At 31.2% G+C, this 22,442-nt stretch carries 25 protein-coding genes, 1 tRNA gene and 1 other RNA gene; 20 read left to right on the top strand and 7 right to left on the bottom strand.

The window, feature by feature from the left end; translation table 11 throughout:
* Nucleotides 1-161: 161 nt before the first annotated feature.
* Entirely contained in the window at nt 162-2,315 is a 2,154-nt protein-coding gene (locus tag VRU49_RS09250) for an FUSC family protein (protein ID WP_330146496.1), read from the top strand.
* A gap of 1 nt (nt 2,316) precedes the next feature.
* On the opposite strand, the gene mgtE is transcribed toward VRU49_RS09250, so the two are convergent.
* The 3 genes from mgtE to VRU49_RS09265 are packed head-to-tail and all read right to left on the bottom strand — an operon-like array spanning nt 2,317 to nt 5,434.
* Nucleotides 2,317-3,666 carry a magnesium transporter gene (mgtE, locus tag VRU49_RS09255; protein WP_330146497.1) on the bottom strand — a complete coding sequence of 450 codons (1,350 nt, stop codon included), beginning with the start codon at nt 3,664-3,666 and terminating at the stop codon, nt 2,317-2,319.
* Nucleotides 3,667-3,701: 35 nt separating this feature from the next.
* Nucleotides 3,702-4,820 carry a magnesium/cobalt transporter CorA gene (gene corA, locus VRU49_RS09260; protein WP_330146498.1) on the bottom strand — a complete coding sequence of 373 codons (1,119 nt, stop codon included), beginning with the start codon at nt 4,818-4,820 and terminating at the stop codon, nt 3,702-3,704.
* On the bottom strand, nt 4,820-5,434 hold the full coding sequence (locus tag VRU49_RS09265; protein ID WP_330146499.1) for a WbqC family protein: 615 nt from the start codon (nt 5,432-5,434) through the stop codon (nt 4,820-4,822). Before VRU49_RS09265 ends, corA begins: the two co-directional genes overlap by 1 nt.
* 38 nt (nt 5,435-5,472) lie before the next feature.
* Between VRU49_RS09265 and VRU49_RS09270 the strand changes: the two genes are divergently transcribed.
* Both VRU49_RS09270 and VRU49_RS09275 read left to right on the top strand, forming a co-directional pair.
* On the top strand, nt 5,473-6,348 hold the full coding sequence (locus VRU49_RS09270) for a lysophospholipid acyltransferase family protein (protein WP_330146500.1): 876 nt from the start codon (nt 5,473-5,475) through the stop codon (nt 6,346-6,348).
* Between the two features lies 1 nt (nt 6,349).
* Nucleotides 6,350-7,381 (top strand): glycosyltransferase family 2 protein, encoded by a 1,032-nt coding sequence (locus tag VRU49_RS09275; protein ID WP_330146501.1) that lies wholly within the window; start codon nt 6,350-6,352, stop codon nt 7,379-7,381.
* On the opposite strand, the gene aroQ is transcribed toward VRU49_RS09275, so the two are convergent.
* On the bottom strand, nt 7,369-7,797 hold the full coding sequence (gene aroQ, locus VRU49_RS09280) for a type II 3-dehydroquinate dehydratase (RefSeq protein WP_330146502.1): 429 nt from the start codon (nt 7,795-7,797) through the stop codon (nt 7,369-7,371). The two genes, VRU49_RS09275 and aroQ, sit on opposite strands and share 13 nt — an antisense overlap.
* Before the next feature lie 63 nt (nt 7,798-7,860).
* On the opposite strand from aroQ, the gene xerD reads away from it, so the two are divergent.
* A complete protein-coding gene (gene xerD / locus VRU49_RS09285; RefSeq protein WP_330146503.1) occupies nt 7,861-8,754 on the top strand; it encodes a site-specific tyrosine recombinase XerD in 894 nt (297 codons plus the stop codon).
* On the opposite strand, the gene prmC is transcribed toward xerD, so the two are convergent.
* On the bottom strand, nt 8,751-9,638 hold the full coding sequence (gene prmC / locus VRU49_RS09290; protein WP_330146504.1) for a peptide chain release factor N(5)-glutamine methyltransferase: 888 nt from the start codon (nt 9,636-9,638) through the stop codon (nt 8,751-8,753). The two genes, xerD and prmC, sit on opposite strands and share 4 nt — an antisense overlap.
* A gap of 21 nt (nt 9,639-9,659) precedes the next feature.
* On the opposite strand from prmC, the gene ribD reads away from it, so the two are divergent.
* The 16 genes from ribD to VRU49_RS09370 all read left to right on the top strand — a co-directional run bounded on the left by ribD (nt 9,660) and on the right by VRU49_RS09370 (nt 21,511).
* Nucleotides 9,660-10,709 (top strand): bifunctional diaminohydroxyphosphoribosylaminopyrimidine deaminase/5-amino-6-(5-phosphoribosylamino)uracil reductase RibD, encoded by a 1,050-nt coding sequence (ribD, locus tag VRU49_RS09295; protein ID WP_330146505.1) that lies wholly within the window; start codon nt 9,660-9,662, stop codon nt 10,707-10,709.
* On the top strand, nt 10,706-11,566 hold the full coding sequence (locus VRU49_RS09300) for an EamA family transporter (protein ID WP_330146506.1): 861 nt from the start codon (nt 10,706-10,708) through the stop codon (nt 11,564-11,566). The genes ribD and VRU49_RS09300 overlap by 4 nt, the downstream gene beginning before the upstream one ends.
* Nucleotides 11,556-12,170: an IMPACT family protein gene (locus tag VRU49_RS09305; protein ID WP_330146507.1), complete on the top strand. Its 615-nt coding sequence runs from the start codon at nt 11,556-11,558 to the stop codon at nt 12,168-12,170. Before VRU49_RS09300 ends, VRU49_RS09305 begins: the two co-directional genes overlap by 11 nt.
* A gap of 16 nt (nt 12,171-12,186) precedes the next feature.
* Nucleotides 12,187-13,053 carry a nucleoside phosphorylase gene (locus VRU49_RS09310; RefSeq protein ID WP_330146508.1) on the top strand — a complete coding sequence of 289 codons (867 nt, stop codon included), beginning with the start codon at nt 12,187-12,189 and terminating at the stop codon, nt 13,051-13,053.
* A 55-nt stretch (nt 13,054-13,108) separates the two neighbouring features.
* Nucleotides 13,109-13,735 carry a hypothetical protein gene (locus VRU49_RS09315; protein ID WP_330146509.1) on the top strand — a complete coding sequence of 209 codons (627 nt, stop codon included), beginning with the start codon at nt 13,109-13,111 and terminating at the stop codon, nt 13,733-13,735.
* An 81-nt stretch (nt 13,736-13,816) separates the two neighbouring features.
* Nucleotides 13,817-14,350 carry an RNA methyltransferase gene (locus VRU49_RS09320; RefSeq protein WP_330146510.1) on the top strand — a complete coding sequence of 178 codons (534 nt, stop codon included), beginning with the start codon at nt 13,817-13,819 and terminating at the stop codon, nt 14,348-14,350.
* Nucleotides 14,351-14,517: 167 nt separating this feature from the next.
* Nucleotides 14,518-14,616: signal recognition particle sRNA small type (gene ffs, locus VRU49_RS09325), an RNA gene on the top strand.
* A 60-nt stretch (nt 14,617-14,676) separates the two neighbouring features.
* The gene (fsa, locus tag VRU49_RS09330) at nt 14,677-15,336 is read left to right on the top strand and encodes a fructose-6-phosphate aldolase (protein ID WP_330146511.1); all 660 of its coding nucleotides are present in this window, start codon (nt 14,677-14,679) and stop codon (nt 15,334-15,336) included.
* Nucleotides 15,337-15,451: 115 nt separating this feature from the next.
* Nucleotides 15,452-15,997 (top strand): hypothetical protein, encoded by a 546-nt coding sequence (locus tag VRU49_RS09335; protein WP_330146512.1) that lies wholly within the window; start codon nt 15,452-15,454, stop codon nt 15,995-15,997.
* A gap of 12 nt (nt 15,998-16,009) precedes the next feature.
* Nucleotides 16,010-16,534, top strand: a complete 525-nt coding sequence (locus VRU49_RS09340) for a hypothetical protein (protein WP_330146513.1) — start codon at nt 16,010-16,012, stop codon at nt 16,532-16,534.
* A 167-nt stretch (nt 16,535-16,701) separates the two neighbouring features.
* The gene (locus VRU49_RS09345; protein WP_330146514.1) at nt 16,702-17,625 is read left to right on the top strand and encodes a VOC family protein; all 924 of its coding nucleotides are present in this window, start codon (nt 16,702-16,704) and stop codon (nt 17,623-17,625) included.
* A gap of 11 nt (nt 17,626-17,636) precedes the next feature.
* Nucleotides 17,637-17,927 carry a GNAT family N-acetyltransferase gene (locus VRU49_RS09350; RefSeq protein ID WP_330146515.1) on the top strand — a complete coding sequence of 97 codons (291 nt, stop codon included), beginning with the start codon at nt 17,637-17,639 and terminating at the stop codon, nt 17,925-17,927.
* Between the two features lie 9 nt (nt 17,928-17,936).
* Nucleotides 17,937-18,548 carry an alpha/beta hydrolase gene (locus VRU49_RS09355; RefSeq protein ID WP_330146516.1) on the top strand — a complete coding sequence of 204 codons (612 nt, stop codon included), beginning with the start codon at nt 17,937-17,939 and terminating at the stop codon, nt 18,546-18,548.
* Nucleotides 18,549-18,557: 9 nt separating this feature from the next.
* A complete protein-coding gene (locus tag VRU49_RS09360; protein WP_330146517.1) occupies nt 18,558-19,106 on the top strand; it encodes an NADPH-dependent FMN reductase in 549 nt (182 codons plus the stop codon).
* A 345-nt stretch (nt 19,107-19,451) separates the two neighbouring features.
* A tRNA-Lys gene (locus VRU49_RS09365) sits at nt 19,452-19,524 on the top strand.
* A gap of 691 nt (nt 19,525-20,215) precedes the next feature.
* On the top strand, nt 20,216-21,511 hold the full coding sequence (locus VRU49_RS09370) for a DUF389 domain-containing protein (protein WP_330146518.1): 1,296 nt from the start codon (nt 20,216-20,218) through the stop codon (nt 21,509-21,511).
* A gap of 353 nt (nt 21,512-21,864) precedes the next feature.
* On the opposite strand, the gene VRU49_RS09375 is transcribed toward VRU49_RS09370, so the two are convergent.
* Nucleotides 21,865-22,140 (bottom strand): amidohydrolase family protein, encoded by a 276-nt coding sequence (locus VRU49_RS09375; RefSeq protein WP_330146519.1) that lies wholly within the window; start codon nt 22,138-22,140, stop codon nt 21,865-21,867.
* A 21-nt stretch (nt 22,141-22,161) separates the two neighbouring features.
* A complete protein-coding gene (locus VRU49_RS09380) occupies nt 22,162-22,353 on the bottom strand; it encodes an amidohydrolase family protein (protein ID WP_330146520.1) in 192 nt (63 codons plus the stop codon).
* Nucleotides 22,354-22,442: the final 89 nt, after the last annotated feature.

Consider the following 22,442-nt stretch of genomic DNA (forward strand, 5'->3'; position numbering starts at 1 on the left):
ACTATATTAAATTTTATATTTTTCCAAGGTTATTAACATTATTTCTATCAGTTGTACGCACATTTCCACCATATTTAGCTGATTTTCAATTCAATAATTCTTCTTAAAATATTAATGTTAGATTTTTTTTTGTTCTAAATATAGAATCTTAGATTTGTTATATGCCATTTAAACCTGTCCGTACTATAAATGATTTTTTATTAAGCACTTATTTTGCTGATGGCTTACGTATTACGTTTGGCGTATTAACTCCGCCGGTGCTATTGGCTCAATTTGGACACTTTGAATATGGTATGGCCATGGCTTTAGGAGCACTTTGTGTAAGTGTTTCAGACCTTCCCGGTCCTATTGTTCATCGTAGAAATGCAATGATTATTTCTACATTATTAATAACCATATTTTCTTTATTAACCGGATTAACGAATAAACAACCTCTTTTTGTTGGTTCTTTATTAACCATATCTTGTTTTATTTTCAGTATGTTCCTTGTATTTGGAGTTAGGGCATCTGCGGTAGGTACAGGGGTGTTATTGGTTATGGTATTAAGTATTGATGATCAACGTGGCGCAACAGATGTGATGATGCAGTCTGGCATGTTATTAATTGGTGGTACCTGGTATTCCTTATTAAGTTATTCAGTTTATAGAATTAGGCCATTTAGAATGGTTCAACAAGCTTTAAGCGATTCCATTATCGAAGTAAGTGAGTTTTTAAGGATTAAAGCCAAATTTTATAATGAAGGGGTAAATTACCAAGAAACCTATGATGAATTATTGAAACATCAGGTTTTAGTGCATGAAAAGCAGGAAGCTGTACGCGAAATGCTTTTTAAAACGCGCGAAATTGTAAGGGATTCTACGCCAGAAGGTCGCTTTTTATTATTGGTTTTTGTAGATATGGTTGATCTTTTTGAGCAAGTAATGTCAACCTATTACAACTATAAAAAATTGCATGAACAATTTGATTCTATTGGCATTTTAAAATCTTATGAAAGGGTTATTTTGCATTCTTGTCTTGCGTTAGATGATATTGCGTATTCCTTAAAAACAGGTGGCTCACCAAAATTTAACTCTAGTTTAAAGGAAGAAATAAAGCTGCTAAAGCAGGAAATTCTAGAATTAGAAATGAATAATGCTGATGGTAAAATAAGTACCCTGGGTATTATAGCTTTAAAAAATATTGAAATCAATATTGAGAATATATTGTCGCGTATTCAAACTATAAACAGTTATTTTTCAGAAACTAATAAACCTTATTTAAAAAGTAGAAGTATTGATATAAATAAGTTTACAACCAGACAAACTATTAATGTAAAGGCCTTTGTAAGTAATTTAACTTTAAAGTCATCTATTTTTAGACATGCCTTACGAGTAAGCATAGTTATGCTCATTGGTTTTATTATTGGTAGAAATATAGATTCTGCACATAGTTACTGGATATTGTTAACCATTCTGGTAATTTCTAAACCAGGCTTTAGTTTAACCAAAAAGCGGAATTATGAAAGGATAATTGGAACATTAGCGGGGTCGTTAATTGGTATTGCCATCATGTATTTTATTAAAGATAGAAATGCATTATTTATCATTTTAATGATATGCATGATTTTCAGCTATAGTTTCCAAAGGAAAAACTATGTTGTAAGTGTTATTTTTATTACGCCATATAGTTTATTGTTATTTTATTTTTTAGGTATGGGTACGCTTTCTGTAGCCACAGAAAGAATATACGATACATTGATTGGTTGTGGTATAGCTTTTACTTCTAGTTATTTTCTATTCCCAAGTTGGGAATCTGAGAATTTAAAAAAGGGAATGTTGGGTGTATTAAATGCCAATAAAGATTATTATGAACAAGTATTACGCTTTTATTTTGAAGAAAATCCGAGTTTAACAGCCTATAAAGTATCCAGAAAAGAACTTTATGTACAAACTGCAAATTTGGCTTCATTATTTCAAAGAATGCTTTCAGAACCAAAAAGTAAACAAGTTCATATTCAGGAGTTACATCAATTTACTTCCTTAAATCATCAATTATCATCATTTATCGCCACATTATCTTTGTATTATAAAGATCATGCTTATAAAATTACAGATCAACAAGAATTAAGAGTATTGGCAGATAATACACTTTATTTATTTTCATTAGCTGAGAAAAGAATAAATAAAAAAACAGATTCTATAGAAAATGTACCATTAATTAGATCTAATAATGAAGAGGTTAAGGAATTAATGGAAGTAAGTGTTTCTGAACAATTTATTCTAATTCAGAAAGTGGTTTACGATATATTTAAATTAACAGAGAAGTTTAAGTTTTAGCTTATAAAAGCAATTTACTTGCGAGGCCAAGTAATAATAAAAACCCAAAAACATCCGTAAAAGTGGATATTATTATAGATGAAGCTATGGCTGGATCTATACCTATTCTTTTCAATAATAACGGAATTCCTGATCCAGTAATCCCCGCAATTACCATGTTTCCTGTCATCGCTAAAAATATAACAATACCCAACATAGGATTACCATCAAAATATAATGCAAATCCTAAAACTATTAATCCAATAACTGCCCCATTTATTAATCCAACCGAAAATTCTTTTAATACGGTTTTATAAGCCTGTTTATCTGTTAAATCGAATAATGAAATTCTTCGAACGGTAACCGCTAATGCTTGTGTGGCAGCGTTCCCTCCCATTCCTGCAATAACAACCATGTATGCAGAAATTATGCTTAATTGTTCGATAGTAGATTCATAATATCTAACAACAAATGCGGCTAAAAATGCTGTAGCTAGGTTTACTATAAGCCAAGGCAATCTAGATTTCACAGCTTCTATCCAATTACCACTTAATTCCTCATCCTCAGAAACCCCAGAAATTTTAAGTATATCTTCTGTGTTTTCTTCCTCTAAAACATCAATAACATCATCAAACGTTACTCTACCTAATAGCTTATTATCTTCATCAAGTACCGGAATGCTGGTTATATTGTATTGAGCAATTAATTTAGCAACTTCTTCCTGGTCGGTATTAGAATAAACATAAACAGCATCAGGCTTTACCAAATCAACAATCGGTGTATTTACTTTAGCTTTTATTATATCTTTCAAAGAAATAATTCCCTTAAAAGTGTTGAATTCATCCACCACAAAAACGGTATAAAATTCTTCTATTTCTTCGCTTTGTCTTATAATTTCGTCAATTGCATTTTTCTTGGTCATCCCCAATTCCACTTTAATAAATTGGGTATTCATTAATCCACCTGCTGTATCATCAGCATATTTCAGTAGATTTCTTATGCTAGAAGCATCTTCAATATTTAAATCATCTAAGATTTCCGATTGATCTTCTTCATCTAATTGAGATAAAATATCTGTAGCATCGTCGTAGTTTAAATCTTCTACAATCTCCGCCCTTTTTTCGGGTTCTAAATTATATAGTAAAGTAGCAGGATCACTTTCTTCATCCATCTCAGAAAGGACATCAGAGGCCATTTCTATAGATAAAAGATTAATAATTCTAACTTTCTCTTCAGCGTTTAGGTTTTCGAATAAAATAGCTATCTCCGAGGCATGATATTCACTTAATAAGGATTTCAAGGCATTATCGTCCTGCAACAAGGCTTCCTTAATTTTGGTAATATCAGTTTTATCTATCTCAAAAGACTGCATCTAATTCGTTTTATCTAATCAAAATTTTAAGTGATTTATCTAAACCATCCTTTTCGCCAAAAATAAATAATTTGGCCAATGGCGATGATAAACATAACGATTAATGTATATAAATATCCATTTGCCGAATATAATTCAGGCATATTTAATGGCAATACTTGTTGGGTTTCTGGATCAACTCTTTCAAAATTCATCCCATAAATTCCAGCAATAAAAGTTAAAGGAATAAAAATAGATGAAATGATGGTTAAAAACTTCATAATTTCATTCATCCTATTACTTATTATAGATAAATACATATCAATTATATTGGCGGATATTTCTTTTAATGATTCTAAAACATCAATTATTTGAACGCAATGATCGTAGGCATCTTTGAAATATAATTTTGAAGATGCACTTATTAAATCATTATCACTTCTAATTATATCATTTAATTTATCGCGCTCTGGCCAAGCTATCCGTCTGATGGTAATAATCTTACGTTTAATTTGCTGTGTGTGAAACATGATGGTTTTAGTTGGACGAATTAATAGTTGATCTTCCAAATCGTCCAATTCTTCTCCTATAGAATTTAATAATTTAAAGTAGTTATCTACTATGGTATCCATTATGGCATACATTAAATAACTGGATCCTGAGGTTCTTATGTTACCTTTTCCTGCGATTAATCTATTTATTACACCATCGTAATTAGATGAATAGGTTTCTTTAAAGGTGAATAATATGTTTTTTTTAAGAATAAAAGCAAGCTGTTCATTGAGTAATTCCTTGCTCTCTGCATCTAAATCTAAAATTCTACTTACCGCATAAATATAATCGGGATATTCTTGTAAAGTTGGACGCTGATAAGTTTGAGTTAAATCTTCTAAAACTAGTTTATTTATGCCATGATTTTTTTCTAATTCGGCATAAAGTCGCAATGATTTTAACCCTTTAATGTCCACCCAATAAAAGTAATCTGGATCTAGAATTATTTCTTTTAATTCACTTAAACTAGATAACTCTATGTTTTTGTAAATCTGATGGTTATAAACATGAAGTAATATAACCGTATCTAATGCATTTGGATCTAAAATAAGCGTACCCGGACTGCTTCCTGGTTCTGGAAACGAATACTTTTTCCGCAATTTTTTCCTGTTTTTATGTTGCATTAAATATAGTTTAAACTTTGTGGTCCTTGGTTAAAAAGTAAATCAATTATACTCAGATTCGGCTGAAATCCGCTTCTATCATCAAATACCTGAAAATAAGGTTTTTGTTTTAATTCTACTACTTTTTTAGCACTAAAACTTCTTCTAAAATCGTTTTCAACAGAATCGTATGGTAAAAATTCTTCTGTGAAATTTAAAGGCTGTTTCTTTTTTAATTTTTCTAATAACCAAGTAAATAATTCAATATTTAAATCGATTAGAAATTCATGTTTTTTAAATAAAATTTTATGAAATTCTGCTTCATAATACTCGAAATAGGCAGAACTACGATAACAACTTTCATAGCTTTTCCAATGTAAACGTTGCCATTGTGCATCGTAACTTATTTTTACATCTTTTAATTTGGTATGTCCCAATGATGATGAACCTCTAATAACAGGAATTATTAAATCTAGTTTACCATTGGGTGATAAAATTGTGGTTCTATTTCTATAAGTTTGCTTTGGAAAATGTTCATGTATTTCTATTAAAAGTTGATTTTGGAAAGCTAAAAAATCTTTAAAATAGCTTACTGGAGGTAGATAAAACAATGGAAAAATAACCGAACTTTGCATAAAATTAAGTGTACTATTTTGTACTGCGTGGCAAATTAATGATAAATAAACTGTTTTCTAAGCTTGGAGTGTTTTTTTTAGGGTTATTATCCTATGTTCCATTTCCTGTTTTATTCTTTATTTCTTCCCTCCTATATTATCCATTATATTATTTAATTAGATATAGACGTAAAGTTGTTCGAAAGAATTTAACACTTTCATTCCCTGAAAAATCTATAAACGAAATTATTAAGATTGAGAAAGAATACTATAGGTTCTTTACAGATATGATATTTGAAAATATAAAGTTTCATAGTATTTCTAAAAAGGAAGTTTTAAAAAGAGTAAAAATTAATGGGATAGAACAATTTAAGAAGCATTATAGTGAAGGTAAAAAAGTAATGCTTTGTGGTGCTCATTATGGGAATTGGGAATTTTTATCATTAGCATTTACAATAGATAACCCTGCTACTACTATGGTTATTTATAAACCATTAAATAACAAGGTGTTCGATAAATGGTATCATTACTGGAGAACAAGATTTGGAACCATTATGGTGCCTATGCGGAATACTTTAAGAGCAATTTCTTTACACCAAAATGAACCTTATACTTTGTGTTTTGCTGCAGATCAATCTCCGTCTAAACAGGAATCACTTTATTTTATTGATTTCTTAAACCAGAAAACAGCTGTAATGTTAGGCGTAGAGAAGATTTCGCGTAAAACGGATAGCCCAATTTATTATTTTAAAACAACTAGGTTGGGAAGAGGTAAATATCAAGTAGATTTAACGCCAGTATGTTTAAATCCTACTGAAACAGTAGATATGGAAATTACTAAATTACATTTTACTATTTTAGAGGAAATAATTAAAGAGACTCCTGCTTATTGGTTGTGGAGTCATAATCGTTGGAAAAATCAACCTACTCAATAATATGGTAGAACCTTTAGTAGCGGTAGTAATATTAAATTGGAATGGGCAATTATTATTGCAAAAATTTCTTCCTTCTGTAGTAAATTCTACCTATAAAAATTTAAAGATTGTTGTTGGCGATAATGCTTCTACTGATGATTCTGTAGCTTTTGTTAAAGAAAATTATCCGTTTATAGACTTAGTTGTTAACGATAAGAATTATGGTTTTGCCGAAGGGTATAATAGGGTTTTAAATGAGGTTGAGGCAGATTATTATATTCTACTTAACTCAGATGTAGAGGTTTCACATAATTGGATAGAGCCTTTGGTAGAATTATTAGAGTCTGACAAATCTATAGGTGCTGCTCAACCTATTTTAAGATCTTATACTGATAGAAATCATTTTGAGTACGCGGGTGCCGCTGGTGGTTTTATGGATGCTTATGGCTATCCATTTTGTAGAGGTAGAATTTTTGACACCTGTGAAGAAGATAAAGGGCAATATGTACAACCGATTGAAATTTTTTGGGCCAGTGGAGCAGCTTTATGTATAAAAAAATCTGCTTGGATTAATTCTGGTGGATTTGATGCTGATCTATTTGCCCATATGGAAGAAATAGATTTATGCTGGAGATTAAAGAATTTAGACTATAAAATTATGAGTTGTCCTTCTTCTGTGGTTTACCATGTTGGTGGGGCTACTTTAACCACTAGCAATCCTTATAAAACGTATTTAAATTTTAGAAATAACTTAATTATACTTCAAAAAAATCTACCTAGCTCAGAAGCTACTAAAGTGATTTTTGTAAGGTTTATACTTGATTTTATAGCGTGGCTAAAGTTCTTATTTACTGGAAAAATTAGACATACCGTAGCTATTTCGAGAGCACATTTTAATTTCTTAAGAACTATTTCTTCCAACAAATTAAAACGAACACAGTTGGTTAAACCATTTCATCAACATACAGGAATTTATAAAAAGAGTATTGTTTACGCTTATTTTATTAATAAAATAAAGAAGTTCAACAACTTAGATAAAAATTATTTGCAGTAATTAATCAGGCTTTCAATTGCCAAATTATAACCAAATAACCCAAACCCTGTAATTACACCAATACAATTTTTCCCGGTTAAGGAATTATGTCTGAATTCTTCCCTTGCGTAAATATTAGATATATGCACTTCAACAACAGGTGTTTTTATGGCAGCAATAGCATCAGCAATGGCTACTGAAGTATGAGTATAACCCCCTGCATTTAGTACTATTCCGTCCACTTCAGAAAATCCCACTTGATGAAGTTGGTTTATTATTTCGCCCTCAACATTAGATTGATAGTAAGCAATATCTATTACAGAATAAATAGATTTAAGTTCTTCTAAATAATCCTCAAAATTTAATTGGCCATAAATTTCTGGTTCTCTTTTTCCTAATAAATTTAAATTTGGACCATTTAAAATAAGCAACTTCATCTTTAGATATTTTAATTTTCTTACAATGTTACGTACTTTGTAGCCTAAACTCAAAAAATAGTCGTGATATTTCAACTCCCCTCTTATAAAGTTTATTTAAGCCTAGAACGCGGATTGTCTAAACATACCGTAAAAGCTTACATAAATGATATAAGTAAGTTATTTTCTTATTTAAGTAACTCAGAAAATACAGAAATTAGCTACGACAATATTACCGATAAACATTTAATCCAATTTCTTGCTGCTATTAATGAATTGGGAATTGAGGCCAGTTCACAAGCCCGTATGGTTTCTGGGATTAAATCTTATTTTCAATTTTTAGTATTAAGTAATTACTTAGAAGAAGATCCTACTATACTCCTTGAAAGTCCAAGGTTAAAAAGAAAATTACCAGAAACTTTAAGTCTTCATGAAATAGATAAAATAATGGAAATTATAGATTTATCTACTCCAGAGGGTATTAGAAATAAGGCAATGATAGAATTACTGTACGGATGTGGACTAAGAGTAACTGAACTTTGTGAGTTAAAAATTTCCAATGTTTATACAGATGTTGAGTTTATTAAAATTATAGGTAAGGGAAATAAAGAAAGATTGGTACCTATTGGTACATCTGCCTTAAAGCATTTAACTATTTATTTAAACGAACGAAGAAAAATAGTAGCTGCAAATGGGTTCAGTGATTTTGTTTTTTTAAATCGATTTAAGAAAAGTCTTTCTAGAATAAGTGTTTTTAATTTTGTGAAAGAATTGGCCTTAAAAGCTGGAATTCAAAAAAATATTAGTCCACATACCTTCAGACATTCGTTTGCTACGCATTTAATTGAAGGTGGGGCCGATTTATATGCTGTTCAAGAAATGTTAGGACATTCTAGTATTACCACAACCGAAATATACACCCACTTAGATCGTGATTATTTAAAATCAGTTGTATTACAATATCATCCGAGAAGTTAATTTATTTTTAGCGCTCTGATCATCCTATCCTTACCCTGCATATCTTTTCTGAGAATCACCTCATTAAAACCAACTTCCTTTAATAAATTAACCACCTCCGCTCCAAAAGCTGCATTAACTTCAAAAAACAAATACCCGTTTGGGTTTAGTTTTTTAATAGCTTGATTAGCAATTACCCTATAAAAAAGTAAAGGATCATGATTATCAACAAATAGTGCCAAATGAGGTTCATTATCTAATACATTAGGCTCCATATCACTTGCTTCTTCCCATTTGATGTACGGCGGATTACTGATAATTATGTCAAAATTTCCATCAATCTCTTTAGATAAAATATCCAATTCAATAAAGTCTACATCAACACCGTTAAGCAAGGCATTTTGTTTTGCTATACTTAAGGCCTCTTTAGAAATATCTATTGCATATAAATTAGAATTAGGTGATTTTTTCTTGATGGTAATAGGAATACATCCAGATCCTGTCCCTATATCCAAAATGCAAAGAGCGTTCGTATGATTTATGCTTTCTAAGCACCAATTAACCAGTTCTTCAGTTTCGGGTCTTGGAATTAAAACATGATGATCTACCTTAAATTTTAATCCATAAAACTCAGCTTCACCAACAACATATTGAATAGGTACATGCTTTTTAATAGAAGATAAAGCATTCATTAATAAACGAATATGCTGTTCATCTAAATTATCAGTTTTATTAATAATCAATGAATTAACTGAGCAATTTAATAGCATTGAAATAAAATGGAGACATTCATTTTCAGAATAAATGCCCGACAATTCTTTTTTATAAATATTTATGGCTTCAGCTAAGATCATTTGCAAAGCTAATAAAGAAAAAGAAATTGTAGATTTTGGTAATTCAGCCAATCACTTTCTTATTTTTGTTAAATGCACAATGAAATTTACATGCAGCGTTGCCTAGACTTGGCCATTAGAGGTATAGGAATGGTTAGTCCAAACCCAATGGTAGGTTGTGTAATCGTACACAATAACGAAATTATAGGTGAAGGTTGGCATGAAATGTATGGATCAGCACATGCTGAAGTAAACGCAATAAACGCTGTATTAAATAGATTTGGAGAGAACGCCGCTTCTATTTTAAAAGAATCAACAATTTATGTAAGCTTAGAGCCCTGTGCACATTTTGGTAAAACACCACCTTGTGCAGATCTTATTATTAAACATCAATTAAAGAAAGTTTATGTAGGTTGCAGAGATCCATTTCCGGCAGTTGCGGGAAAAGGAATAGAAAGAATCCTTGAAAATGGCATTGAAGTAGAAGTTGGCATTAAAGAAAATGCTTGTTTAGAACTTAATAAAAGATTTTTTACTAGGGTTTTAAAACAACGACCTTATATAATTTTAAAATGGGCACAAACTAAGAATGGGTTTTATGCACCGTTAGACAGAAGTCAGAATTGGATTTCCGGAAAAGCAGCCAAAAACTTAGTTCATAAATGGAGAGCCGAAGAGGATGCTATTTTAATTGGAAAAAATACCGCCTTAATAGATAACCCAAGCTTAACCACACGAAATTGGACTGGAAAAAACCCTATTAGAGTGGTTGTAGATAGAAATTTGGACATTCCAAAACATTATAACCTCTATAATAACGAAGCCCAAACTATTATTTTAAATGCCAATAAAACAGATATTTCTAATAATATTCGCTTCATCTCTATTGAAGATATGGACTATTACTTACCTCAAAAAATCCTTTATCAATTGCATTTATTAGATATACAATCTGTTATAATAGAAGGTGGTTCTCAATTATTAAATACCTTTATAAATGAAGGTTTATGGGATGAAGCAAGGGTATTTACCTCCCCAAAAAATTGGGAAAATGGGTTGTTTGCACCAATTATTAAGCAAAAACCATTAGAAAATATTAACGTAGGTAAAGACATACTTAGCATATATAAAAACACCAAATGATTTATTTAATAATTAGCATTGTTTGCAGTGTATCTGTAGGTGTACTTTTAAAACTATATAGAAGGTACGATATTAATATTTATCAGGCGATTAACTGGAATTATGTTGCTGCCCTAATTTTAAGCTGGTATTACTTTAATCCACAGGTAGACTTTACAGTAAAACAACCTGTAAATTTATACATCACACTAGGCATTTTATTACCTTTATTATTCTGGATATTAAATCAATCTCTAAAAACTCAAGGATTAGCAAGAACAGACATTGCACAACGATTATCCTTAATTATACCCTTAACAGCGGCTTGGTTATTATTTAATGAAGAAATATCCTTATTTAAATGTATTGGCTTATTAATAGGCTTAGTTGGTGTAATATTAGTTTTGAGGAAAGCTCAAAGCGCTAACAATAAGAACCATTATATTTATCCAGTTTTGGTATTTATAGGTTATGGAATTGTAGATATTTTATTTAAAATCGTTGCAAAAAACACTAACATCCCCTATCCTACGGCATTATTTCAAATATTTATAATAGCCTGCTTAATAACTTTACTTTTCCTAACCATTCAATTCTTAAGAAAGAAACAAGCCTTCCAATTACATGCTATTATTCCTGGATTAGTGTTAGGTATGTTCAATTTTGGAAATATTTATAGTTACTTAAAAGCTCATCAGCACTATTCTAATCATCCTTCAACAGTATTTGCTGCCATGAATTTAGGCGTTATCTTGATAGGGAGTTTTTTAGGAATAATGGTCTTCAGAGAAAAATTTAAACCACTAAACTACCTAGGGTTTATTTTAGTAATTATTGCTGTAATATTTATAGCCATCGCACAGAAATATGCTATTTAACGACACGTATAAAACCATAAATCAGCCTGCTACGGGCATTTTTAGAGATAAAGGAAGTAAATTTATTGCAACGGCTTATCCTATTAAATCAACAGAAGAAGTAAAGCCAATTATAGAAAAATTAAGAACCGAACATCCTAAGGCTAATCACCATTGTTGGGCATTAAGATTAACAACAGACAGAAGTAATTTTAAATTCAGTGATGATGGAGAACCTTCTGGAACCGCTGGAAGACCCATTTTAAATTCACTTTTATCTGCAGATATCACCAATATTTTAGTCGTTGTAACCCGGTATTTTGGTGGTACATTGTTAGGCGTTACTGGCTTAATTAATGCATATAAAGCTTCAACCATCGAAGTTCTAAATCAGGCAGAAATAGTAGAAAAAACTATAAATGACATATATCAGTTTTCATTTGATCATATTCAAATGAATGCTATAATGCGAATTATCAAGGAAAGAAATCTAAAAATTAGAGCGCAATCTTACACACACCAAAACGTATTAGAAGTAGAAATAAGGCGATCAGCAGTTAAAAACAGTCTGGAAGCAATCGAAAATCTTCGAGACATAGAAATAAAGTACTTATATTCGGATTAATCAAGTATTAAAAATCATGAAAGAATTATCATCCAGCGACTTAGTAATCAATCCTGACGGCAGTATTTATCATTTAAATATTAGACCAGAAGACCTAGCCCATACTATAATAACCGTTGGTGATCCTGATCGTGTAGCTGTGGTTTCTAAATATTTTGATCTTATTGAATTAAAGAAAGGAAAAAGAGAATTTAAAACACATACCGGATATATAGGCAATAAGCGAATTTCAGTAATATCAACAGGTATTGGTACCGATAATATCGATATTGTGATGAACGAATTAGATGCGTTGGTCAATATCAATTTTAACACCAGAACGATAAAACCTAACCCTATATCATTAGATATTATTAGAATAGGAACATCTGGAGCTATTCAGCCTGATGTAGAAATGGGAACCATTCTCGCTTCGACCCATGGTATAGGATTAGATGCACTTATGCATTATTATACTTTAAATTTAAATAATGAGGAACAACTAATACATGATGATTTACAAACCTACTTTAGTGATCTTAATGGCATAAACCCATATATTTCTAAAGCAAGTGAAGATTTATTAGCCTCTATCGGGAAAAACATGGCACAAGGTATTACCGTTACTGCTCCAGGTTTTTATGCACCACAAGGCCGCTTAGTTAGAGCAGAAAATGTACATAAAAATTGGATCGAAAAATTAAATTCATTTAGATCTAATGATTTAAGAATTACCAATTTAGAAATGGAAACAGCCGGTATTTATGCTTTAGCTAAAGTACTCGGACATAAAGCTTTATCTGTAAACGCCATACTTGCAAGTAGAGTTAAATTAGAATTTAGTAAACAACCTGATGTAATTGTAGAAAAGGCGATTAAACAAGTATTAGAAAGATTAAGCTAATCATCACTTAAAACAATTCGAATAAACCAATGTTCTAAATCATTGAAACTCATTTATGAAAAAAATATTTACTCTATTATTTGTTTTAACTATTGTATTTCAAGTAAATGCCCAAAAAAATGAGCGAACAGATCATTTTTACACCATGAGTGGATTTGGTTTTACCTTCCCTGTTGGAGAAACAAATGATTATTTAAGTGCGAAATTTTCTAATACATTAGGCTTAAATATTGCATTAGGACCTACAGGAGGTTGGTTTTTATATCCAAAAGTTAATCTTCATGCCTTTAAATTTGACCAGCTTGTACCAGAAAACGGGAATCCATACTTAGTAAAAAGTGGTCGATCTACTACCTATGTAGCTAATTTAAACTTGGGACATAGATTTACTAAAAATCAATTTTCATATTATGGATATTTAGGATTAGGCGGTGGAATAATTTTAACTCAAAGAGGAGATGTTAACCAAACTAATGGTCATGTTTTATTAAGAAACGAAAGCACTACCCTGGCATCATTAGAAACTGGCGCTGGAATTGAATATAAAATAGGCACTTTTATTTTATTCTCTGAAATGAGCTATTGGCATGGCTTCTCAAAATTAGAACAAAAGGATTTTAATCTTGTACCCTTAACTGTGGGATTTAAAACAGATTTGAGTAAGGTTTTTCGAAAAAATTAATTGCTTTAAAATAACAGAATACCGGCCAGAAATAAATCAATTTCTGGCCTTTGTTTTTTCAAAACCTTATCTTTGTCGAATATGAGAAAACTTAAGACAACCGAATTAAATAGAATAGATATTGATGGATTTAAATCACAAGAAAAACTACCTATTGTAGTTGTCTTAGACAATGTAAGGAGCATGCACAATATAGGCTCCATCTTTAGAACCTCCGATGGATTTGCTGTAGAATGTATTTATTTATGTGGTATTACGGCCAAGCCACCCCATAGAGATATAGAAAAAACGGCATTAGGTGCAACACAATCTGTAGATTGGAAATACTTTGAGCATACAGAAGATGCTTTATTAGAATTGAAAAATTTGGGTTATCAGATTATTGCTATTGAACAAGCAGAAGGCAGCACCATGTTGCATACATTTTCTCCGGATTCGGGTCATAAATATGCTTTAATTTTAGGTAATGAGGTAGATGGTGTTAGTGAAGCAGCAATGCAAATGTCAGATTTATGTATAGAAATACCACAATTTGGAACAAAACATTCATTTAATGTGGTTATTTCAGCCGGAATTGTGCTATGGGATTTCTTTGCTAAAATAAAACTCAGCTAAATTCTAATCTCATTTCTTTAAAAACATAAAATTTAAGGCTGTTTATTTAAAAAATTAAAAATATTTTTAGCACATAAACCCTTAAATTACTGATTATTGCAAGATTTTTAAAGAAATCACCTTTTTAAAAAACTATTTATATCGAATAATTTTTCTACTTTTGTGGTGGGCAAGTCTTTTACGACCAGCTCCTTTCGAACTCCCCCAGGGTGGGAACACAGCAAGGGTAGAAAGTTGAGCGGTGCGATAGAAGTTGCTTGCCCTTTTTATATTCTCTACTACAGTAAAATTCAATACTGACCATAACCTAACTTATTTATTACCTTATGAAATTCTTCATAGACACAGCAAATTTAGATCAAATAAAAGAAGCTCAAGATTTAGGCATTTTAGATGGTGTAACCACTAACCCTAGCTTAATGGCTAAAGAAGGTATTACTGGAGATGAGCATATATTAAATCATTATAAACAGATTTGTTCTATAGTAGATGATAATGTAAGTGCCGAAGTTATTGCTACTACTTATGCTGAAATAATTAAAGAAGGTGAAGCTTTAGCAGCACTAAATCCAAAAATCGTGGTTAAAGTTCCCATGATTAAAGACGGATTAAAAGCAATTAAATACTTTTCAGGAAAAGGTATTAGAACCAATTGTACCTTAATATTTTCACCAGGTCAGGCTTTATTAGCTGCAAAAGCAGGTGCTACTTATGTTTCTCCTTTCTTAGGTAGATTAGACGATATTTCTACGGATGGTTTACAGTTAATAGAGGATATTCGTTTAATATTTGACAATTACGGTTACGAGACTCAAATTTTAGCCGCTTCTATTCGCGGACCATTACACATTGTAAATTGTGCAAAATTAGGGGCTGATGTAATTACAGCACCATTATCGGCCATAACCGCATTATTAAAACATCCACTTACAGATAGTGGATTAGCTACATTCTTAGCAGATCACAATAAAGCAGCAGGAAAATAGATTAGATTTTATCTTTCATACAATACAACTCCAATTAAATTGGAGTTTTTTTTTCCAAAATTATAGTTCCATAATTCATTTATTTTTAATTACTTTAATCTAAAATTGGAGTAATATGAAAAAATCTATCTCGTTAAATTTTATAAAAATAATTACGGCTTTATTTTTATTAATTGCGGTAAATGAAAAATCTTCTGCTCAGCTAACTTACAGCGAAACCATTACCTATTTAGAGAATATAGCCAAGAACACCGAGAATCTCACTAAAAAATATGATGAGAAATTTACTTATCGTATAACCAAGACTAAATTCGGAACCTATAAAACAGATCCTAAAAAAGTATTATTTGAGTACACAAGGGAATTTTCAGATAATACAACAGATGTAATTCAATTTATTTTCAATCCTAAATACATTGAATCTTTTACTAAGGATACAGAAACTTCTACCAATGGATATAACTTTGCTACCGTAAGATTATCTGGAAACTTTGTTCTAAAAGTTGTTAAACAATCTGATGTTAAAGATTATACACAAAATACGTTCTCATTCCCGTACATTTCTGGTGATAATTTAGTTTTTGAAAGATTAAAAGCGGCTTTTTTAAGTCTTAAATCAAAAAGCTTAGCTCAAGATACCTTAGATCCATTTGCCAATTAATTCTACTCCAATATGAAATATTTTATACTTTCTTGTTTCATCTTATGTTCAGTTCTAAACTCTCATGCGCAATTAACTAGATCTGAAACCATAAAATATATTCACGATAAAATTAACGATACTGAGTTTTTAAAAAGGACTTACGACAGTCAGTTTACTTATACTTTGACCGATTTAAGTTTTAAAACATCTTCTTCCCAGCCTAATAAAATAGTCTTAAGCTATAAAAGAAATTTTTCTGATAACACTATTGATTATCAGGAATTCACTTTATTACCTCAATATATTTCATCTTTTGAAAAATCTACTGAAAAAGCAGGTGATGCAGTTGGATTAATGAAGGTAATCTTTACTGGCCCTAATGTTGCGAGTTATTTTAAAAGCACTAACAGTACTATTTATTATACTTCCAAAAATCATATCTTTATCCCATATCTACAGGGTGATCCTATCCACTACGAACGTCTTATGAAAGCACTACAACATTTAAAAACTATTAGTTTAGAAATTTTGGGAAATGACCCATTTGTAAATTAAGTAGTTAAACAACTAAAGACCGAATTTTTTAATACCGAATTAAAAATCAGCCTATTTGTTGGCTAAACGTAATATAATTTATTTTATATTTTAATAATATAAGAAGTAAAACTTTCCTTAAAAACATTGGTTATATTTAACTTAAGTTTTTACAAAACTTCTTAATTATGGAATCTAAAATTTTAGGGCTTCATCACATTACAGCTATTGCAAATAATGCGAAAGTAAACCATCATTTTTATACCCAGGTCTTGGGCCTAAGATTGGTTAAGAAAACTGTAAATTTTGATGATCCTGGCACTTACCATTTTTATTTTGGAAACGAAAAAGGTGAACCAGGTACTATTTTAACATTTTTTCCATGGGAAGGCATTGGAAAAGGAAGAAATGGTAGAGGTTTAGCCACCAATATTACTTATTCCGTACCCACTGGAAGTTTAATTTTTTGGACAGATCGATTAAAATCTTTCAATATTCCATCTCAAATAATTACTAATAATTTTAACGAAAATTTATTGGTATTTGAAGATCCAGATGGTTTAAACTTGTCGTTTAAAGAAGATAATACCGACACAAGATTACCCTGGAAAAATAAAGAAATAGATGAAAAGGCATTAATTTATGGATTTAGTGGAGTTACTTTAACGGTTAAAGATCTAGACCCAACTGCCAAAATATTAACAGATATATTAGATTACGAATACGTACAAGATCATGTTAATGAATTTCGATTCAAGAATAAAAATATTACTACAGCTAACCTAGTTGACATAAAACTTGCTCCTACACCTGGCTATAATGCCGCTGGAACTAATCACCACGTAGCTTTTAGAGTAAAGGACGAAGCAACCCTAATGCATTACCGAGAAAAAGTATTGGCGTATGGGCTAGATATAACCCCAAAAATTGATAGGGATTACTTTTTCTCTTTATATTTTAGAGAACCAGGAGGCGTTTTATTTGAAATAGCCACCGATAACCCGGGTTTCGATGTCGACGAAAGTGTAGAAACATTGGGCACAGCATTAAAACTTCCAAAACGTTACGAATCTTCAAGAAATGAAATAGTAAGAATATTGCCAGAACTTTAAACCTACTTTTTATGTTGGAAACTAAAATTCAATTAAACGAAGAAGGAGACGGAAAAATACTCATCGAAGAAAGGGGGACTGAAATTGCCTTTATGGAAATCAGCATCGCTAAAAACTTCATTACAGTTTACCATACTGAGGTAAATCCTTCGGCAGCAGGTAGAGGATTGGGGAAGAAACTACTCCAATTTGTTGTTAATTACGCAAAAAATAATGATTTAAAAATAATTCCATTATGTCCATTTGTATTGGCACAATTTAAACGTAACGAAGCCGAATACACGGATATTTGGGCAAAATAAAAGGATAAAATGGACCATAATTTCATCACCAAAGGCGATATTAATAATTCTAACAAGGCAGTAATCTTTGTTCATGGAAGAGGTGCAACTGCGCAAGACATCATAAGTTTGGCGGCATATTTTCCAGTTGCAACGTATTATTTAATTGCACCACAAGCCCCCAATAATACTTGGTACCCCTACTCCTTTATGGCTAAAATTGAAGATAATGAACCTTATTTAAGTCATTCATTATCAACTTTAGATAAAACCGTTAAAGAATTAGAAAACAATGGTATTAATACTGAGAACATTTACTTCATTGGGTTTTCACAAGGTGCCTGTTTAACTCTAGACTATAATGCTAGAAATGCTAAAAAATACGGTGGTATTATTGCCTTTACAGGTGGATTAATTGGAGAACAATTAGACCCTAAAAATTATACTGGCGATTTTAATTCGACACCCATTTATATTGGTAGTAGTAACCCTGATCAGCATGTTCCAGTTTCTAGAGTTCATGAAAGTTCAAGCCTTTTAACGAATATGGGGGCATTAGTAAAAGAAGAAATATTCGATTATATGGGGCATACCATCACCAAGGAAGAAATAGATTCTGCAAAATCATTTATTTTTAAATAAATTAGTGTTATGTATCAAATAGTTATCCTATCATCGAGCATTAGAAAAGGCAGGGACAGTCATCGTGCTGCACTTTATTTAGCTAAATTTTTTAATCAGCAAAACGAAATTAAGGCCGAATTACTCGACCTTCAGGCATATAATTTCCCTTTATTTAATGAAAGATTGAGATTTCTGGAAAACCCAGATCAACAAGTAATTGAATTTGCAGAGAAAATTAAAAATGCGGATGCCATTATCATCGTAACACCAGAATACAATGGTGGTTATCCAGCAAGTTTAAAAAACGTTGTTGATTTATTGTATGATGAATGGAAAAACAAACCCATTGCTTTTTGCACTTGCTCATCGGGAAATTATGCAGGGACACAAGTTTTGGTACAAATGCAGTCCATATTTCTTAAAATAGGTGCATTAATTGTTCCTTCTACCCTACCTATAGCACAAGTTCAAAACACATTTAGTGAAAATGGCGAATTAGTAGAAACCGGATTATTGGAAGGAAGAACCCAAAAATACTACAAGGATATTATAAATTATATCGAAAGATTTAATTAATCATAACGAATAGAAAAAAAATAACACTGATAATGAAGTTTTTATAGACTCTAAGGTAATTTAAACCGTTTTTTATATAAAAGCTGATTATAAAATTCTTAAGTTTGTACAAGTTTTAGGATTAAAACTGGCATAATTGAAGGTTTAAAAAAGATTTTTGCGACTCGAAAGTGTCAAAATAGCTCAAATTGAGGATCAGAAAAAAGGAGTAATTAATTTTTTCGCATTAATAATCAGCTTTTTGAAAGAATATTGAAACTTTTATTTGCAAGATATTAATCTTAACCCTATATTTGCACCACTTTAAAGGGAAACACTTTTAAGGTTTAGTTTTAAAAACTAATAGATTCCGTAGCTCAGCTGGTAGAGCATTACACTTTTAATGTAGTGGTCCTGGGTTCGAATCCCAGCGGGATCACAAAAAGCCTCCAAATTTATATTTGGAGGCTTTTTTGCGTTTAAAGGTTTTTGAATACCTCTCCTATTCTAAATTTAGTTAAAAAATGAATCAGTGATTATTCTATGAGATCCTACCACTGCATTGAATTCCGTTTCAGATTACCCCAGATCGGTTCTCTTGGAGGCTAACTTTGAGTACAACGAAAAGTTGCCGATAGGATCTAATGAACCAATCTATGAGATCCTACCGCTGCATTGCATTCCGCTTCAGGAGGAAGGATTGTGGGGAATGTTACTGTAAATTGCAAGTTACAAGACGATACTCATACAAGACTGGGGATCTGTTATCGTTTATCAATTAAGCATGTTCTGAAGAATTATCCCAAAACATGATCTACAATTAAATCCGAATTTTTCGTTTTCAATAGTTGAATATAATACCCGAAAGAAGATTTGTATATTAGATACTTAAATTATAGGTAAAGTATTAAGATTACGAGCAATAAAGCAATTATATAAATATTATTGTACGATTAAATATTTTGCTCCTAAGCAGACAAATTTAACTTATTTAGGTACAAAATAAATATTATAATTTAGGTTTTAAATACCACCATAGGTATTGCTTTTGAAAACAAATTACCTATAACCATTTTGAAAAGTGTTTTAAAAATCAAGGCTGATCAAATAGCGAATAAATAATTCTGTATATGACTAATAAACTATTAAACTTTATCGATCTACACAGCGGAGAGGAACAAAAGAAAAAAGTACTGGAAAATGTTTTCAATAATATATCTTTCAGAGGTTCTAATCTATGGATCTTAGCTTGCGCCATTATTATAGCATCTATTGGTTTAAATGTTAATTCTACGGCAGTTATTATAGGAGCTATGTTGATATCACCCCTAATGGGACCAATTGTAGGTGCAGGTTTTGCGCTTGGCACCTATGATTTTACATTATTAAAGAAGTCTGCCAAAAATTTATTCATTGCAACTGTAGTAAGTTTATTAGTATCAGCTATCTACTTTTACCTTAGTCCTTTTAAAGATGTTCAATCGGAGTTGCTTGCCAGAACATCTCCCAATATTTATGATGTGCTAATTGCTTTTTTTGGTGGATTAGTTGGCGTAATAGCGATTACAAGAGTAGAAAAAGGAAATCCCATCCCAGGTGTAGCTATTGCTACTGCCCTTATGCCACCTTTATGTACAGCAGGTTATGGACTGGCGACATTTAATTTCCAATATTTCGTCGGTGCGTTTTATTTATATACCATTAATTGTTTTTTTATATGCATAGCCACTTTTTTTGTTGTTAAATACTTAAAATATCCAGCTGTAAGTTTTATAGGTAAACGTTTTGAAAAGAAGATAAGATTCGGCATCACAGCACTTATAGTAATTATGATTGTACCGAGTTTCTATTTAGCCTATAATCTTTTTCGAGAGAGAAAATTCACAAATACTGTGGAAGCATTTATTAATAACGAATTTACCAATAAAGGCTATACGGTTATTTACAAAAAATTAAGCTACAACTCCAACCCTAAAACTGTAGATATTGCATTTTTGAACAAGAAATTAAACAAGGAAGAAATCAAAATGTACAATCAACTTTTAAGTAGTAAAGGTTTAAACAATACCATTTTGAATTTTAGACAAGACGATAAAGATAATAAGGAAGAAATTTTAAAAGAAATCAATCAGCAAAATGCTTCAGTTTCTGAAAAAGATATTACGATCAACAATTTAAGAATTGAATTGCAGAAATATCAGATGAATGAACCTGGAATAATTAAGGAACTGAATGTTTTGTTTCCAGAACTTAAAGACGTTTCACTAGGGAAAATTGAAAGAGCTGGAGGTACAGACAGTGCAAAAATTGAATGGTTAGTTCTTTATAAATTGGATATACGTGAAAAAGTATCCAACAAATCAAAAATTGAAAATTGGCTGAAACAAAGATTACAAGTTAATAAGGTTGTGGTGTTGCAAGAATGATAATCTTGAATTGATTTACTCTATTGTATATCAATTCAAGATTAAAAATTTGATCGATGAGATCCTACCGCTTCATTTCATTTCGCTCCAGGAGGACGAGTCGGGAGGGATTCTGCTACATTTCATACCGCTTCAATATGACCAAGCCGTGCCCCCCTATTTAAAATATTATTTTAAAGAGTTTTTAAAGATCTCCCCATTTTTCATAATCATAAAAAGTTCTTCTCTGGATTGGTAATTAAGGATAAATCTTTTAATGGATCGCCATCTACCAATAACAAATCATCGAATACTTGTTCTTCTATTACACCAATTTTCCCTATGTATGGACTTCTTAATCCAGAAAGTTGTAATTATTCACCATTTTGTTGTGTAATCATTTTTAAAATTTCTGCATTGGTAAACCATTTTTGTAGTCGTAGGATATAGCTATTTTGATCTTTATTTAGTTCTGGCTCAAAAAGAAAATCTATTCCCCAAGCTAAATTAACACCCAATTTTTTCGCCAAAGGCCAAACTTTATCTTGCCCTTCTAATACAAGTTTGCGTTTTTCTTTACGTTGCACATCCATATTATCATTGTTGTCCATTAAGTTTTGAAGACTTAACCATACATTTTTTTCAGCCAATAATTTTAAAGTTTCTTCATCCTAAATCTGACCATGTTCTATAGATTTCACACCTTCTTCAACAGCACGCTTTACCGCTCTTGGCATATAAGCATGAACCATAACATATGTCCCCCAATCTTCCGCTGCATCTACTGCAGCTTTCATTTCATCAAATGTATATTGAGTTACATCTATCGGATCGTAAGTAGAAGAAGTTCCGCCACCAGCCATAAGTTTAATCTGAACAATATGCCAACGGTCGTCTTTTGCTATCTGAACTAAATACAGTGAATTTTAATTATCAAAAAGAGAAAAACGCC

The sequence above is a fragment of the Pedobacter flavus genome (assembly GCF_036324285.1).
Taxonomy (GTDB): Bacteria; Bacteroidota; Bacteroidia; order Sphingobacteriales; family Sphingobacteriaceae; genus Pedobacter; species Pedobacter flavus.